This is a genomic window from Niastella sp. OAS944 (assembly GCA_024809215.1).
Lineage (GTDB): Bacteria > Bacteroidota > Bacteroidia > Chitinophagales > Chitinophagaceae > Niastella.
In genome coordinates, this window is sequence record JANUBW010000001.1 from 2,610,291 (window position 1) to 2,627,773 (window position 17,483).

Here is a 17,483-nt window from a genome sequence, read left to right on the forward strand (position 1 = left end):
TTAATTGAGAACCAGGCATAATGTTTTCGCGGATACCCGCACAAACAAAAAAGGTGAGCGCCCTTTGAAAGGGCACCCACCTTAGCATATTTTTTCTTTCACCCTATTTCAACAACCCATCAATTGTAAACGCTACATAGTATAAGCCACCGATTGTTGGACCACCTGCATATTGAATATAACGGTTGTTCAACAAATTGGCGCCGCCCAGCTTAACGCTTCCATTTACTTTTGGAACACGGTAAGTAACCTGTGCATCGAGCGTACTGTACGCTGCAATTTTACCCGTTACCAATGGGCTCTCCCACAGGAACGAATCCTGCCACCGCCATACAATGTTAAACCCAACGTTCTTTGCAATTTCACGGTTACCAAACGATAAGTTGGTTGACCATTCTGGTGTATTGAACCCTGTTACAAAAATATCGTCGGTTTTGTTGGCCTTCATTTTATTGTAGTTTACATTACCGCCAACAGTAAATTTCTTATAGAAATTGTAAGTAACCCCCAATGCCGAACCATAGTTGTTATAAGCATTTTTTGCATTGGTATATACACGGTATCGCTCCTGGCCTTTGCTGGCGGCGTTACCACCACCGGCTGTAGTAATGTCGCGGTTACGATCTATCATGGCAATAACAGCGGCATCTGAACCTACAGTTTCACCTATAGGCACATACACCTGTACCTGACCCAGGAAACCCTGGTATCTGTTTGTATAAGCATCTACATCTATGATCAGTTTATTATCAAGCAACACACTTTTATATCCCACTTCAAATGAAGTGATCTGCTCAGGACGCGCCTTTGGCAAATTGGCTACTACTAACAGATCGCGGTTAGCCAGTGCTGCTGCATCTGTATTTCCTGCCGCTGCTACTGCTGCATTGAAGTTCACTACAGAAGCCTGTGTATAGCTGTTCTCGAGATAACCCAATCCCTCATTGATATATGATAAGCTACCCACGCGTTTTACACGGCCGTTGTTAACATACGATAATGCTTCAAACAAAGCCGGGAAACGGTATCCCTGCTGGAAGGTAAAACGGAAATTATGACGCTGGTTGAAAGTATACACCGCAGCCAAACGTGGAGTAAATTTAGGATCGAACTCCGGGTTATAATCATAACGTAACGAACCAAACAGTTTCAACTTTTCGTCAAAGAAGGTTTTTGTTACCTGCGCAAAACCACCGAATTTCTTATAATATACATTGTTGCCGAAATCGCTACTATCGGGCACTTTGCCATCTACCATTACGGGTTTGTTTCTTTCTGCAATGGGGCGACTAAAATCAACGAAGTTATTTCCATCCGGGATGATCTCATAAATACGGGCATCGGCGCCAACTAGCAGGTCAACTACTTTCTTGGTATATTTCGACAGGTCCCACTGGCCTTCGGTATGGTACATACGGCTTTTTTGACGAAGCGCTGCACCACCGGTTATCGGCGCATCGGGAATTGTTTTTGACTGAATATCCCAGTTATTAAGTCCAATAATAACATTCTTCAACGAATCGAAGTAAGGTGTACCAGGCTGCGCACGATTTCTATCTGCCGCAGCACGGGCATAAGCATTCGCATCTGCCAGGTTAGCAGAAGTTAATCCACCATGATCTTTACCATATTGCACCAATGTATCCTTATACTTTTTAGCCCAATCAGTACTGTTACCACCGCTGTACAGGTCCAAATTATCTGCAAGCGGTTTTACGTTATATGACTTACCTGTATTCTCAAGCGATACATAACCCCGAACAACGAAATTATTGCCCTTCACTTCCAGATGATGGTTCTGTACTACCACATCTTCCAAACGAATTTTGTTACCACGTTGAAATACGCCATCCATTTTACCATAGCGGTAAGAATAAGATGCTTCTACATTCTCAGTAAGGCGGTAATGTAATGCCGCATCCACTTTCAGGTTGCTCACCTTCGGGCTAACGAGGTCGGTTTCCCAATAGCCGGTGCGGGTTACGCGCAAAGTTTGGTTATTCTTACCATCAATAGTTAAACCGCTTATAGACGAGGTGTTACTTCCGGCCAACGCATCATCGCCATATTTGTTCCAGCCATCAAAAGCCGTATTGTTCTCACCATCGAGCGCGGCAAAACCAGGATTGGCGCTTTTCAAATTATTAGGGTTTTGATCGAGGCGGGTATTTGAACGCCAGTCAACCCCTTGCATATAACCTGCATTTACTTTAAAAGCAAACTTATTGTTGAATGCTTTGGCATATCTGATAGCCGACTCAGTTAAGATAGAAGCATCATGATCTTTACCATCAACATGGTTAACACCTGTTTTATGATACAAACTTAAACCCTGGTTATTGAACGGATTTTTTGTGAGCAGGTTGGCCATACCATTAATGGCGTTCATACCGTATAAAGCTGAGGCAGCGCCTGGTGTTATTTCCACGCTTTGAATATCCAACTCTGTGGGCCCAATGGCATTTCCCAGGGGAACACCCAGCGTTGCCGCCTGCATATCTACCCCATCTACCAATTGCATAAAGCGGAAGTTATTGGGGATATTAAAGCCGCGTGTATTGGGCACTTTAAAAGTTAAGCTTGAAGTGGTCATTTGAACACCCTTTACATTTTCGAGGGCATCATAAAAATTGGGAGCCGGCGTTTCGCGAATAGCCCTGATATCGAGCTTTTCAATAGCCACGGGCGATTTTAAAATACTTTCGGGTAAGCGTGAAGCGGTAACTACTACTTCATTACCTAACACGGTTTGGGTTACCATGGCCACCTGCAGTTTTGAACCCAGGCTTTTTACTTCCAGTTCCTGCGCTTTAAAACCTATAGATGAAAATACCAGGGTGAAGGGTAATTTTTGTTTTGTACGAAGCAGAAAGCTTCCGGTATTATCTGTTATAGTACCGGTTACAGAACCCTTGATCTGCACGCTTACATCGGGCAAGGGCGCATTTTTTTCCTGGTTAATAACCGTTCCTGAGATCTCAATAAGGGCAACTGCCTGAGAGTTAGCAGCTGAACACATTAGAACGGCCAGTGATGCGAGAATAGCGTACTTCAGCTTGGGTCGTTTAAAATGTGGGAACAGATAACTGAACAGGGCTTGCGAAATCCTTGTCCAGCCGATTTGGTTTGCGTGTTTCATTGTTCGTTTATTTTGCCTGTACAAGCCTATTATTTTAATAGACTATTTTTTTATAATAAATCCCGGTATTGCGAAGAACCGGGATGCATTGATCAACTAATCATGTCTATTAATTTAATAGACTAAAAGAGCTTAAAAAAACCCGGCATTTAGTTAGTTACCGGGCTAATTCGATGCGAATATAGTCCATTTTTTTAGTAGACTAATAACATAATTTAAATCCCGGCCATATTTCTGCCGGGATCTACTATTTAAAAGATCTTAACTATGATTTTCAGGCTCCAGATGACCACCAAAATACCCAATAAGATCAGGGAAGTTTTACGGGGTAATTTTCCGGCCAGCCTTGCAGCCACAGGTGCAGCAATTAAACCGCCTAATATAAGGGCCACTATCACCTGCCAGTGGGTTACCCCTAACATAAAAAAGAATGAAAATGCACTGGCCAGGGTAACAAAAAATTCGGTGAGGCTTACTGAGCCTATCACAAACCGCGGACTACGGCCCTTGGTAATTAAGGTAGTTGTCACAATGGGTCCCCAACCGCCACCGCCAAATGAATCGAGGAAACCGCCAAAAGCGGCCAGCCAGCCATAGTGTTTGAATTTCTTTTTTTTCTGCTCTTTTTTAAACGCATTCCAAAGTATACGTAAACCCAGCAACATAGTATAGGTGGCAATAACGGGTTTTATATAAGCTGTTTGTGCGTCACCAAACTTTACTAACAATATTGCGCCCAACACAGCTCCTATTACCCCCGGTATCACTAAAGCCTTGAACAACTTTTTGTTTACGTTCCCGAATTTATAGTGGCTATAGCCCGATGCGCCACTGGCAAACATTTCGGCCGTGTGTATACTACCACTCATAGCAGCCGGGCTAACACCTGCTGTTAACAGAATGGTAGCACTGGTAACACCATACCCCATCCCTAAAGCACCATCAACCAGCTGCGCCAGAAAACCGGCCAGCAGCATCCAGTGGAAATTCTTATCGAGATGTGAGTACCATTTTACGGTATCATCGGCTATTCGTTGAAATGGTAAGTATGAGAATATAAAGTGGCCTATGAGCATCAACCCGAACGCGATGAGCGAATACGTAGCGATCTTGCGCCAGCGCCGCTCTCTTTCCACATTATCCTTTTCAACCAGGATGCGGGTAATTTCATTCAGGCGTTTTACCTTATACTCAAAATTGCCATTCAGTTTATTTCTTACTGCATGCAGGTTATTGATCATGTCGTCGAGTTCATTGGGCAACGCATGGTTCAATACTTCCTTTATACGCTTGGCAGCAGTAGGTGATTTGCCATTGGTAGAAATGGCTATTTTCAAATTGCCTTTTTGTACAATTGAGCTCAGGTAAAAATCACACTGCTCGGGCGTATCGGCTACGTTCACCAGGATCTTTTTATCCTTGGCAGCCGCCCGTATAGCCAGGCTTGATTCTTTTTCGTTCACTGCAATCACCACCAGGTCTTTGTTCTCCAGGTCGGCTTCTACAAAAGCCCGCTCATGAAGTGTAACATTAGGATGATGTTTTGCCAGTTTATGAACTTCGTCAGAAATGCTGATTGCGACAACAGTAACGGGCGCTGCGGGTGAATTGCCAAGTATGGCAGATAGTTTTTCTGCCCCCACTTTTCCCCCTCCTACCAGCAATACCTTTAGGTCTTCCAGCTTTAAGAAAACTGGAAATAAAAGGTTGCCCTGATCGGCAGGAGCGCCGTTTGTTTGTTTTACCGGTAGTTTTTGTTCTGTCGTCATGCTCGTCAGCAGTATTTAAAACGTTACCAACTTTTCGCGAACCGCAAAATCGCCGAATGTTTCACCAGACTTTCTGTTCTTGCTGTATCTCTCAAACAGTTCATCAAGCTCCTTCAAAATTGCGGGCTCATCGATATTTTCTTTGTACTTTTTATTCAAACGGAAACCTTCACGGTCGCCACCCAAATGTAAATTATAACGGCCATAGGCAGTACCTATAAAACCGATCTCCGCTGCATACGGCCTTCCGCAACCGTTGGGGCAACCGGTCATACGCATCGAGATCTCCTCATCCTGCAGGCCATATTTTGCCAATATAGGCTCCACTTTAGTGATGAGCGTTGGCATGTAGCGTTGTGCTTCGGCCAGCGCCAGTGAACACGTATTAAAGGCAACACAGGCAATGGCATTTTTACGTACGGCGCCTGCACCGTCAGTATGCGCAATAATACCAAAATCGGTCAATATCTTTTCTATAGCCTTTTTATCCTTTTGCAAAATGTCGCTGATGATGAGGCCCTGGTTACTCGTAAACCTGAAATTGGCTTTACCGGTTTTTGCCACTTCCAGCAAGGCTGTTTTTAGCGCCACCTTTTCATCGGCTATACGGCCATTTTCAATAAATACAGTATAATACCATTTGCCTTCGTGGTTCTTATACCAGCCATATTCATCCTTTCTGCTGGTGAAGGTATATGGTTTTGGCTCTTCGAGTTTGAAACCGCAACGTTTTTCCAGTTCTGCTTTAAATGCTTCCACACCCATTTTATCGATGGTGTATTTCAGGCGGCTCAGCTTACGATCGCTGCGGTTACCATGGTCGCGCTGAATGGTAATAACTTCCAGCACCGCTTTAAGCGTTTGCTCTTCACCACGTACAAAACCCAGCATAGAGGCCAGGCGCGGGTAAGTGGCAGCGTTACCATGCGTAGTTCCCAGGCCACCACCGGCAGCAATATTAAACCCTATCAGTTTGTCATTTTCAACAATGGCAATAAGACCCAGGTCATTGGTAAATACATCCACGTCGTTGTTTGGCGGAATGGCGATACCTATTTTGAACTTACGGGGCAGATAGCGGTCCTGGTATAATGGATCTTTTTCTACTTCTTCTTTTTCCTTAGGGTCAAGCAAGGGCTTTTCATCGAGCCATATTTCATAATAGGCTTTTGTTTTTGGCAAACCCAATTTGCTTATTTTTCCCGCGTAGGAAAATATTTCTTCATGTATTGGTGAGAACTTGGGGTGTGAAGCACAAGCCACATTACGGTTCACATCGCCACAAGCTGAAATAGAATCAATGAGTATGGTGTTGAAAGCCTTAATAGTTGGCTTTACATGCGATTTTAAAATGCCATGCAGCTGTATGGTTTGGCGGGTAGTGATCTTTATAACTCCGGTTGAATGTTCACCGGCAATATTATGCAGGCCCACGTATTGTTCACCGGTCATAAATCCACCGGGTAAACGCAAACGGAGCATATATGAATACAACCATTCCAGTTTTTTGGCGCTGCGCTCTTCACGGCGATCGCGATCATCCTGCTGGTACATACCATGAAACTTAACCAATGCCTGATCATCTTCACGGATAGCACCTGTTAACTCATCGTGCAGGCTTTCTTTTAACGTACCGCGCAAGCCATCGCTGGCCATTTTTATTTTCTCGGTAGAAGACAAATTATTTTGATTCGTGCTCATAATTTTCAATGTTCAATGTGGAAAAATGTAAACTCACTTTCACTAATACACGTCCTTGAGGAACCGGCCTTCTTCTTTCAGGTTATTTAAATAATCAATAGCCTGTACAGATGTTTTGTTACCAAAACGCTCAATGATCTGCAGAAGGGTGTTCTCCACATCCACACTCATTGGTTCCTTGGCGCCGCATATGTATACATAAGCGCCATTTTGCAACCACTCATACAACTCCCTGGCGTGTTGCAGCATTTTGTGCTGCACATATATTTTAGTTGCCTGATCTCTTGAAAAGGCTACGTTCATTTTTGTTAGTACACCGGTCTGCATCCAGTTCTGCAATTCTGTTTGATACAGGAAGTCGGTAACGAAATGCTGGTCGCCAAAGAAGAGCCAGTTACGTCCTTCGGCGCCGGCCGCATCGCGCTCAGCAATGAAGGATCTGAATGGCGCAATACCGGTACCGGGCCCAATCATAATTACATCTTTTTCAGGAGCGGGTAAACGGAACTGGTTGTTCTTGTGAACATAAAATTCCAGTGAACTGTCAACTGCCAGTTCAGCCAGGTAGTTTGAGCATAAACCCTGCTTTACTTCACCGTTCACCTTAAAATTATCGCGGGCAATGGTGACATGCACCTCACCGCTATGCGCCTGGGGCGATGATGAAATTGAATATAATCTGGGGGTAATTGGTTCAAGAATGCCAATCACATCTTCGAACTGCGCGGCATTGCTTACCGGGTATATTTTCAGCAGATCGAGTAAACTGATCTTTGTTTCAGGAATATCCTGTTTTACTATGGCAGCGTATTGTTTTACTACGCGCTCGGGTAAATAAGCAATGTTCAGTTTTTTCTTTAGTAACTCTACAACTGTATGTGTTTCGTTACGAAAGGCAACTGATTTTTTCCCATCGATGCCGGCAATGGCAAGGATAGCGTCTACTACAGCAGGTGCATTCTCTGGAATGATACCAATTGAATCACCGGGTTGGTATTCCAGGTCATCTGCTGTAATTTCTATATGATGGGTTGCTTTGCTTGAACCTCTATCGTTTAAATTAACATTGGTAATAATAGTACCAGCATATGTTTTTTTACCAGCCGGCTTTTTAGCCACTACGGCGCCAACTGATGCTGTACCGTTGCTGCTGGTAGTTGTTGTAAGCGAATGCAACACCTGCGAGAACCAGCCATCGGCATCGCCCTGGTAATCGGTATCGCATTTAATTAACGGAGCAACCGGTTGTCCGCCCAGTTTATGTAACTGTTGATAAACATCTTCGCCGGCTTTGCAGAACAGGGGATACGAAGTATCGCCCAGTGCCAGTACACCGAATTTCATTTGGGGCAGCTTGAACCCGTTCTGATGAATATGGTCGTAGAATTTCTTCGCTGTAGCAGGTGGTTCGCCTTCGCCCTGGGTGCTGATGATGGTAAAGAAGTATTCTTCTTTAGCCAGGTCGTTCAGCCTGTATTGGTCGAGGCTTACCACTTTGGCCTGAATGCCGCTCTTTTTTGCTTTGGCAGCCATTTCGGTTGCCAGCTTTTTTGAGTTACCGGTTTCAGTACCATAAGCAATGGTGATCTTGGATACTGATGGAGCTGCAGGTGCTGCAACGGGTGCTGCTGCTGTTGCAGGTGCACTGGCAGCTGTTGGAGCTGAAGCCAATGCCGGCTGCTCGTGGCAATTCATAAGAACGCCGGCGAGGAATCCATTCATCCAAACCAGCTCTTCCTTTGTAGAAGACCTTACTAAATCCTGTAACAATTTCAGTTTATGCTCTGCTAACATGTTTATTTACTTTTTCCGCATTTTCAGAATCGGGTGTCGTTGTAATCAGTTTTGCCAGTGGTTTAAAATAATGCTCGGCGCTGTTGCTGTTCTCAATCCACTTGAACTGTTCGTGCAAGGCCACCACTTTACCTATGATGACCAGCGACGGGGAAACAAATGTTTTTCCCCGAAGCTGCTCATCGTATTTATATAGATTGGTTACGTGTACGTTTTGTAACGGCGTGGTTGCCTGCTCTATTACCGCCAGCAACTTTTCGTCTCCTATATTATGCTTTACCAGGTTGTCAACCACATGGTCCAGGGTTTCAGACGACATATAAAAAACCAGGGTATCATTGGTTTGGGCCAGTTCTTTCCAGTACGTTTCGGTTACAACATCCAGTTTGTAGCTGGTTAAAAAACGCACGGAGGTGGTATACCCTCTGGCCGTTAATGGCATTCCGGCATAAGCTGCTGCACCAAGGGCGGCGGTTACACCGGGCACAATTTCATATGGTATATTGTGTTGTACCAGGGTTTGTAATTCATCGAGAATGTTAGAGAACATCGATGCATCGCCCCCTTTTAACCGTACAACCAGCTTGCCCTGCATTGCATAATGCACCATCAGTTCATTAATGGTATACTGCGGTGTTGATGAACCGCGGCTGCATTGCTTACCCACAAAAACCACCTCGGCATTGCTGTTCACATACTCCTGCAATATTACTTCGCTTACCAGGCGATCGGCCAAAACCACTTCGGCCTTTTGCAGGTAGCGCACTGTTTTTACCGTTACCAGTTCCGGATCGCCGGGACCGGCAGCAGCCAGTATCACTTTACCATATGTTGGGTTCGTTTGCATGTACGGGCGAACTATTTATATAAACCGTCGATTGACAAATATCTTTCGCCGGTATCGTAATTGAATGTAAGTACACGGGCGCCTTTTGGAATATCGGCCAATGCCTTTCCTACTGCTGCCAGTGCTGCGCCGGTTGAAATACCAGCCAGAATACCTTCTTCTTTGGCCAGGCGTTGTGCGTAAGTGAAAGATTCGTCTTTACCTACCTGTACAGTTCCATCGAGCAAATTTGTTTGCAGAATAGAAGGAATAAAACCAGCACCAAGACCCTGTAATGGGTGCGGGCCGGGAGCGCCTCCGCTGATAACAGCAGATAGCTCTGGTTCTACAGCCAGTACTTTCAGGTTGGGGAATTTTGCTTTCAGCACCTCTGCCACACCGGTAATGTGACCGCCGGTACCTACGCCGGTGATCAGGTAATCGATACCGTCGGGGAAGCTTGCCAGAATTTCCTGCGCCGTTGTTTCGCGGTGCACTTTTACGTTAGCCGCATTGTCGAACTGCTGTGGCATCCAGGAATTAGGCGTTGCTGCAACCAGTTCCTTTGCTTTTTCAATAGCGCCCTTCATACCTTTTTCGCGGGGCGTTAATTCGAAAGTAGCGCCATACAATTCCATCAATTGTCTTCTTTCAACACTCATCGATTCGGGCATAACCAAAATCAACTTGTATCCTTTTACCGCTGCTACCATGGCCAAACCAATACCGGTGTTGCCCGATGTAGGTTCAATGATAACACTGTCCTTATTAAGGATACCTTTCTTCTCTGCATCTTCGATCATGGATAATGCAATACGGTCTTTAATGCTGTTACCGGGGTTGTTGCGTTCCAGTTTTATCCATACTTCGTGGTCATTGCCAAACAGCCTGTTTATTCTAACATGCGGGGTTTGACCGATGGTCTCTAAAATATTACCGGCTCTCATACGCTGGTTGTTTTGGTTATCAGAAATATTATTCGTTGTGCTTGGTTGTTCTGTGATCATAACAAATCAGTTTTTTATATGACGAAGTTTAATGGTTCCGGAAACGGGTTCTTATCACGCACCTTTACTTCACTTTTATGATATACCACGGAGTTTGAGGGCACACTATACGTTAGCCAAACATTACCACCAATGATGCTATCTTTTCCTATTACCGTTGTTCCGCCTAAAATGGTGGCTCCGGAATATATAGTCACACTATCTTCAATTGTAGGGTGGCGTTTTGCAACATTGTCTTTCGAAACGTTCAAAGCGCCTAACGTTACACCCTGGTATATTTTTACATTATTGCCAATTTCGGTTGTTTCGCCAATCACGATACCTGTTCCATGGTCAATGCAAAATGCTTCACCAATGCGCGCGCCGGGATGTATATCGATACCGGTTTTGCTATGCGAATATTCGGTGAACAATCTTGGCAGCACTTCTACGCCCTGCTCCCATAACTGGTGCGATAAGCGGTAAACGGCTGTTGCATAAAAACCCGGATAAGCCACTATCACTTCTTCAACCGAACGCGCAGCGGGGTCAAATGCCAGCAATGCCTGCGCATCTTTTATCAATTTGGCATACAGTTCAGGTATTGCTTCAAAGAAGGTTTCGGCAATGTGTACCGCTTTTTCTTCTTTATGCACTACATCGTACGCCAGGCTTAATAAATGACCTTTTAATAAGGTGAACTCTTTTTCAAGGTCGTGTGGCTGATGACACTTTCTGCTGGGAAGAAACAACAGGTTGAACATTTGATCAATGAACTGCTCGGCCAATTCTTTATCGGGAAATGACCTATCCACTTTTTGATGCTGTGCAAATAAATGCTGTATAAATTCCTTCGTGCTCATAGTTTCATTGTTCAAAGTTTAACAACCTGGTTACACTCAACTATAGAATTATTGGATCATACAGGCGCCTACTGTTACGTGGCTTGTTTCATCTATCAAAATGGCGCCACCGTTCTCGCGCAAATCGCTATATGAATCGTACGGTATGGGCGACGCTGTTTTTATTTTCACTTTTATTACATCGTTCAAGCCGGCTGAAGTAGCATCTGTCTTTTGCAGGGTGTTCACATCGAGCTTGTACTCAATTTCCTTGATCACACTTTTTACTACCCGGCTGTTGATCTGTAATAAATATTTATTACCTGTTGTCAAAGGTTTGTTATCCATCCAGCACAATACAACATCCAGCTCCTGGGTTGTTTTTGGCAGGTTATCGCTTTTTGCGATAACATCGCCACGACTGATGTCTATATCATCTTCAAGGTGAAGGATGGCGCTTTGCGGTGCAAACACTTCATCTACTTCTACCCCGTTGTGTTCAATTTTTTGAATTTTGCTGGTCTTGCCTGCAGGCAGAACCGTAATGGCATCGCCTTTTTTATAAATACCGCTGATCACTTTTCCGGCATAACCGCGGTAATCGTGCAGATCATCGGTTTGCGGGCGGATCACATATTGCACAGGGAAGCGGGGATCGGTAAGATTGATATCCTGCTCTACTTCTACGCTTTCGAGGAAGCTTAATAAAGAAGGACCTTCATACCAGGCCAGCTTTTCAGATTTTTCAACAATGTTATCGCCATACATGGCGCTGAGGGGAATGTAAGTAACATCATTCAGGCCCAGTGATTTTGCCACTTCTACATAATCAATCACAATGTTGTTGTAAACATCCTGCGAGTAATTAACCAGGTCCATTTTATTTACGGCCACTACCACATGCGGGATCTTCAATAATGAAGCGATGATGGAGTGACGGCGGGTTTGTTCAACAACACCGTTACGCGCATCAACCAAAATAATGGCCAGGTCGGCTGTTGATGCACCGGTAACCATGTTACGGGTATATTGAATATGCCCGGGCGCATCGGCAATGATAAACTTACGTTTAGGCGTAGAGAAATATTTATACGCTACATCTATAGTGATACCCTGCTCTCTTTCGGCACGTAACCCATCGGTTAACAGAGCTAGGTCTATTTCACCCTGTTCTTTATTCTTACTTTGTTTTTCAATTGCCTCCAGCTGATCGATCATTATACTTTTGCTATCGTATAATAAACGGCCTATCAATGTGCTTTTGCCATCATCAACACTACCGGCGGTTATAAATCTGAGTAAATCCATTATTAAAAAGAATTTTGAGTTTGGGTTGCTGTAATTAGAAATAGCCGTTTTTCTTTCTGTCTTCCATCGCTGCTTCAGACACTTTATCATCGATACGGGTTTCACCGCGTTCGCTGGTTTTAGTGGCTGTGATCTCGCTGATGATATCATCGATATTATCAGCTTTTGATTCTACCGCTGCGGTACAGGTCATATCACCTACGGTACGATAGCGTACTGTTTTCTTCAGCACGGTATCAGTAGCATCTAATTTTATAAAATCGCTTACAGCTACCAATTGTCCTTCGTGGTCAATAACATCGCGTTCGTGTGAGAAGTAAATAGAAGGCAGCTCTATCTTTTCGCGGCGGATATAATTCCACACGTCGAGCTCCGTCCAGTTACTGATGGGGAACACACGTACGTTCTCTCCTTTATTTATTCTACCGTTATAGGTATTCCATAATTCGGGGCGTTGCAGTTTGGGGTCCCATTGACCAAATTCATCACGTACAGAGAAGATGCGTTCTTTTGCTCTTGCTTTTTCTTCATCGCGACGGGCGCCACCAATACAGGCATCAAACTTGAACTCCTCGATGGTATCTAATAAAGTAAAAGTTTGCAACGCATTACGGCTGGCAAACTTTCCTTTAGGTTCAGTAAGATTTTTTGCTTTTATAGTATCTTCTACGTTACGTACAATTAATTTTTCGCCAAGCCTCTCAGCCAGCTCATCGCGGTATTTCAGTGCTTCGGGGAAGTTGTGGCCGGTATCGATGTGTACCAGCGGGAAGGGAAATTTACCGGGGCGAAATGCTTTTAACGCCAGTTGTACCAAGGTGATAGAGTCTTTACCACCGGAGAATAATAAAGCCGGTCTTTCAAATTGCCCTGCTACTTCGCGGAAGATATGAATAGCTTCCGATTCCAAATGATCCAGATAATCTAAACTATACTTACTCATATTCTATATTTCGGAATTCAGTTAATAATTATTTATGTATATGCAGACCACATTCTTTTTTTGATGCGTCTTCCCACCACCAGCGGCCGGCCCTGAAATCTTCTCCGGGGCGAATGGCGCGGGTACATGGAGCGCAACCGATACTTACAAAGCCACGGTCGTGCAGAATGTTATAAGGCACATTGTTGTCGTCGATGTATTTTTTTACTTGTTCAGTTGTCCAGTGGAGAATAGGATTGTATTTGATGATCTGGTTGGTTTCGTCCCATTCAATAACGCTGAGGTCCTGGCGATCGGGTGAATGTTCGGCACGCAATCCGGTAATCCAGATCGAGTTGCCCGCCAGCGCTCTTTTCAGCGGTTCTACTTTACGTATAAAGCAGCATTGTTTGCGGTTCTCCAATGATTCATAAAATGCATTGGGACCTTTGTCGGTGACGAATTCTTCCAGCAATCGATAATCGGGATAGTAGGCGTGGATGTTTGCGTGATATTTCTCATTGGTATTGTTCCAAACGGAATACGTTTCTGCGAATAACCGTCCGGTATCCAATGTAAAAATGTTTACAGGCAGTTCATTGCTGAGTATTTCATGTGCAATTACCTGGTCTTCATAACTGAAGCTGGTTGAAAATGTAACCTTACCAGGGAACTGTTCAGTAAGCAATTTTATAAAATCACGGATATTTAGTCTATCTGATTGGTGGGTTAAAACTGACAAGTTTGACTGTAGTGGTGAGCTCATATGCTTTAATCATTCATTTCATTCATTAATCTGGAACCAGTAGCTAAGATGCACGATCGGGACAAAGTAACAATCAATCAATTGAGTATTAGCAGCAACAACAGTATTTGTTGCAAGTGGAGATGTACATTATGTGTATGGTGTGGGAGCGAAACATATTTTAAGTCTACTCAATTTGTAGGTCAAAGATAAAGTATCAAAATGGATATCAAAAATTTTTTCTACCAAACGAGTGGACTAAATCGGCCATTTAACAATTTCGGCTACAAACAATTGTTTGTACGTAGGTAGAACCATTTACCGGTATATGTTGTTTTTTAAGTTCTTAGCAGGCCCGAAAGATAATTGTTAAAAAAGCACTTATTATTCATGCCAAAATAAGCTAATTCAAAGCCGATCCGGCGGCCCCGTGCTACCCTGGCAGACTTTTTTACATATCAGTGGCTGTTAGGCTGCAGAATGGGCAAATTGTGCCTTTTTTTGCCACGTCGACTGCCTGTATAGCAGCTCCAAAAGGCTTGTTTATTAGGTTCTTAGGCCAAAATGACTGTTTTTTTGTGTTGCACGGTATTTGATATTCCACAAAGACTTAAATTGCCCACTCAAATAATAGAAAAGTACTATGAATCTTGGAAAAGAATTTGAAAAATACGCGGTACACCACAGAGGTATTTCAAGCAATACCCTGTACAGTTACCAAAAACACCAGGTTACGAACCTCACTCCCAATATTATTGAAGAACGTCCAATGAACATCGCTGTCATGGACGTATATAGTCGGTTAATGATGGACCGCATCATTTTCCTTGGCTATCCTATCAATGACGAGGTAGCCAATATCGTAACTGCCCAAATGTTGTTCCTCGAAAGCACCGATCGTACACGCGACATTCAGATGTACATCAACAGCCCCGGTGGTAATGTGTACTCTGGTTTAGGTATGTACGACACTATGAACTACATTACCCCCGACGTTTCTACCATTTGTATTGGTATGGCAGCATCTATGGCCGCCGTATTGCTTTGCGCTGGTACACAGGGTAAACGTACAGCCTTAAGGCACAGCCGGGTAATGTTGCACCAGCCCAGCGGCGCCATTGGCGGCCAGGGCAGCGATATCGAGATCACCGTTCAGGAGATCAAAAAGATCAAAAAGAACCTGTACGATATCATTGCTAACCACACCGGTAAAACCGTAAAACAGGTAGACAAGGATTGCGAGCGCGACTACTGGTTAACTTCTGAAGAAGCCAAAGAATATGGCCTGGTTGACGAAGTGCTGCTCATTAACCCACGTAAAGAGAAGAAAGAAGACTAATTCTTTCTTTACCAGAACTTTTAAATCATATCGAACTTCAAATAAAAATATCATGGAGATATATTCTAATCATTTATTTCAGCCATTTCGCATGGATGAAGAAGACGAACCAAAAGAAAACGGCAAAGAAGAAAAACAGGATTTTGGGGTACTAGCGAAGAAGATGGAAAAGTTCTTTTTTGAAAAAAGAGCTGTGTATCTGTGGGGTGTAGTAGATGATAAGTCGGCACGTGATATAGTAACCCGTTTGTTGCTTCTCGATGCCGACAAACCAGGCGAAGAGATCAAATTCTTTATAAACAGCCCCGGTGGCGTGGTAACCAGCGGTATGGTCATGTACGATACCATGCGCATGTTAAAAAGTCCGGTTAGCACCATTTGTATGGGTTTGGCCGCCTCAATGGGTTCTATATTGTTAAGCGCCGGAGCTAAAGGCAAACGCATGATCTACCCGCATGGCGAAGTAATGATACACCAGCCCAGCTTAGGCGGTTATATGCAGGGGGTTAGTGCCGACCTTGAAATTCAGGCCAAACAAATTAAAAAGACCAAAGAAATTGGCGCCCGCATTCTGGCTGAGAATTGTGGAAAGAAATTTGAGGCGGTTATGAAAGATTTCGATCGCGACTACTGGATGGATGCAAAAGAAGCAATTGAATATGGCATTGTAGATCAGGTAGTTGAAAAGTTATAAGTAGATGTAAACCTGTAAAAGTCCCAAATTCCGCATACTAATATTATAGAAAAGGAGTTTGGGATTTTTAATTGGGTTTTGGAGTTCCATTTAGATACCTTTGTAAGCGATTTATACTAAACATGGCTAAAACAACACTACACTGTTCTTTTTGCGGACGCAGCCGCGATGAAGTAAAGATTCTTATTGCCGGGCAGGAAGGACACATTTGTGAAAATTGCGTTGAGCATGCACGCGAGATCATTGAACAGGAGCTGATGATCCGCCATGAAAGTACCCCACCTTCTACATCCTTCAAACTGAATGTTAAGAAACCCATTGAGGTTAAACGCTTTCTGGATGAATATGTGATTGGTCAGGATGAGGCTAAAAAAGTATTAGCAGTAGCTGTATATAACCACTACAAACGTTTGCAACAAAAACCAGCCGATAACGAGGTTGATATTGAAAAAAGCAACATCGTAATGGTTGGTGAAACCGGTACCGGTAAAACGTTGCTGGCCAAAACCATAGCCCGTTTGCTGAATGTGCCGTTCGCTATTGTAGATGCTACCGTATTCACCGAAGCCGGTTATGTGGGCGAAGATGTGGAAAGTATTCTTACCCGTCTTTTACAGGTATGCAATTATGACGTAGCCGCTGCCGAAAGAGGCATCGTTTACATCGATGAAATTGATAAAATTGCCCGCAAAGGCGATAACCCTTCTATTACGCGCGATGTGAGCGGCGAAGGCGTTCAACAGGGTTTATTGAAGCTTTTGGAAGGTACCGATGTACTGGTTCCCCCACAAGGCGGCCGTAAACACCCTGAGCAAAAACTGATAAAGATCAATACCCAAAATATCCTCTTCATTTGTGGCGGTGCGTTTGATGGTATTGATAAAGTGATTGCCCGCCGGGTTAACACCAACGCCATTGGTTTTAATGTAAACAAAGAGCTGCAGGAGCATATGAAAAAGAACCTGCTGCAATACATTAATGCCACTGACCTTAAATCGTTCGGCTTAATTCCTGAGTTACTGGGCCGTTTGCCTGTAGTTACTCACCTGAACCCGCTCGATAAGGCAACGCTTCGTTCTATTTTAACGGAACCTAAAAATGCGTTGATAAAACAATACAAGCGTTTATTTGAACTGGAAGGCATTCAGTTGAACGTAGATAATGAAGTGCTGGATTTCATGGTTGATAAGGCTATGGAATACAAACTGGGCGCACGTGGCCTACGCAGCATTTGCGAAAGCATTCTCACCGATGCTATGTTTGAACTTCCTTCTTCAAAACAAACCGTATTCCATTTGACCCTGGAATACGCGAAGAAGAACTTCGACAAGAGCAAGATGAGCCTTTTGAAAGTTGCATAATCTTTCCCTAAGGGATGTAAATACATTAAAAAACGTCAGCAATCACACTGGCGTTTT

13 protein-coding genes are annotated in these 17,483 nt (G+C 43.8%); 3 read left to right on the forward strand and 10 right to left on the reverse strand.

What is annotated here, in order from left to right; genetic code table 11:
• Positions 1-103 precede the first annotated feature (103 nt).
• The 10 genes from GGD38_RS10045 to GGD38_RS10090 form a co-directional block, all read right to left on the reverse strand.
• Positions 104-3,139, reverse strand: coding sequence for a TonB-dependent receptor (locus tag GGD38_RS10045; RefSeq protein WP_375298127.1), 3,036 nt, complete (start codon positions 3,137-3,139; stop codon positions 104-106).
• A gap of 251 nt (positions 3,140-3,390) precedes the next feature.
• Positions 3,391-4,908 (reverse strand): TSUP family transporter, encoded by a 1,518-nt coding sequence (locus GGD38_RS10050; protein ID WP_375298126.1) that lies wholly within the window; start codon positions 4,906-4,908, stop codon positions 3,391-3,393.
• Between the two features lie 15 nt (positions 4,909-4,923).
• Positions 4,924-6,609, reverse strand: a complete 1,686-nt coding sequence (locus tag GGD38_RS10055) for an NADPH-dependent assimilatory sulfite reductase hemoprotein subunit (protein ID WP_375298125.1) — start codon at positions 6,607-6,609, stop codon at positions 4,924-4,926.
• A 42-nt stretch (positions 6,610-6,651) separates the two neighbouring features.
• Positions 6,652-8,403 carry a sulfite reductase flavoprotein subunit alpha gene (locus GGD38_RS10060; RefSeq protein WP_375298124.1) on the reverse strand — a complete coding sequence of 584 codons (1,752 nt, stop codon included), beginning with the start codon at positions 8,401-8,403 and terminating at the stop codon, positions 6,652-6,654.
• On the reverse strand, positions 8,387-9,250 hold the full coding sequence (cobA, locus tag GGD38_RS10065; RefSeq protein WP_375298123.1) for a uroporphyrinogen-III C-methyltransferase: 864 nt from the start codon (positions 9,248-9,250) through the stop codon (positions 8,387-8,389). The genes GGD38_RS10060 and cobA overlap by 17 nt, the downstream gene beginning before the upstream one ends.
• Before the next feature lie 11 nt (positions 9,251-9,261).
• Positions 9,262-10,236, reverse strand: coding sequence for a cysteine synthase A (cysK, locus tag GGD38_RS10070; RefSeq protein ID WP_375298122.1), 975 nt, complete (start codon positions 10,234-10,236; stop codon positions 9,262-9,264).
• Between the two features lie 14 nt (positions 10,237-10,250).
• A complete protein-coding gene (gene epsC, locus GGD38_RS10075) occupies positions 10,251-11,078 on the reverse strand; it encodes a serine O-acetyltransferase EpsC (protein WP_375298121.1) in 828 nt (275 codons plus the stop codon).
• A gap of 48 nt (positions 11,079-11,126) precedes the next feature.
• Positions 11,127-12,365 carry a sulfate adenylyltransferase subunit 1 gene (locus tag GGD38_RS10080; protein WP_375298120.1) on the reverse strand — a complete coding sequence of 413 codons (1,239 nt, stop codon included), beginning with the start codon at positions 12,363-12,365 and terminating at the stop codon, positions 11,127-11,129.
• A 34-nt stretch (positions 12,366-12,399) separates the two neighbouring features.
• Positions 12,400-13,308, reverse strand: coding sequence for a sulfate adenylyltransferase subunit CysD (cysD, locus tag GGD38_RS10085; protein WP_375298119.1), 909 nt, complete (start codon positions 13,306-13,308; stop codon positions 12,400-12,402).
• 28 nt (positions 13,309-13,336) lie between these two features.
• Positions 13,337-14,053: a phosphoadenylyl-sulfate reductase gene (locus GGD38_RS10090; protein ID WP_375298118.1), complete on the reverse strand. Its 717-nt coding sequence runs from the start codon at positions 14,051-14,053 to the stop codon at positions 13,337-13,339.
• A 622-nt stretch (positions 14,054-14,675) separates the two neighbouring features.
• Here GGD38_RS10090 and GGD38_RS10095 point away from each other — a divergent pair.
• The 3 genes from GGD38_RS10095 to clpX all read left to right on the forward strand — a co-directional run bounded on the left by GGD38_RS10095 (position 14,676) and on the right by clpX (position 17,426).
• Positions 14,676-15,371 carry a ClpP family protease gene (locus tag GGD38_RS10095; protein ID WP_375298117.1) on the forward strand — a complete coding sequence of 232 codons (696 nt, stop codon included), beginning with the start codon at positions 14,676-14,678 and terminating at the stop codon, positions 15,369-15,371.
• 52 nt (positions 15,372-15,423) lie between these two features.
• Positions 15,424-16,065, forward strand: coding sequence for a ClpP family protease (locus tag GGD38_RS10100; protein ID WP_375298116.1), 642 nt, complete (start codon positions 15,424-15,426; stop codon positions 16,063-16,065).
• A 122-nt stretch (positions 16,066-16,187) separates the two neighbouring features.
• Positions 16,188-17,426 (forward strand): ATP-dependent Clp protease ATP-binding subunit ClpX, encoded by a 1,239-nt coding sequence (clpX, locus tag GGD38_RS10105; RefSeq protein ID WP_375298115.1) that lies wholly within the window; start codon positions 16,188-16,190, stop codon positions 17,424-17,426.
• Positions 17,427-17,483: the final 57 nt, after the last annotated feature.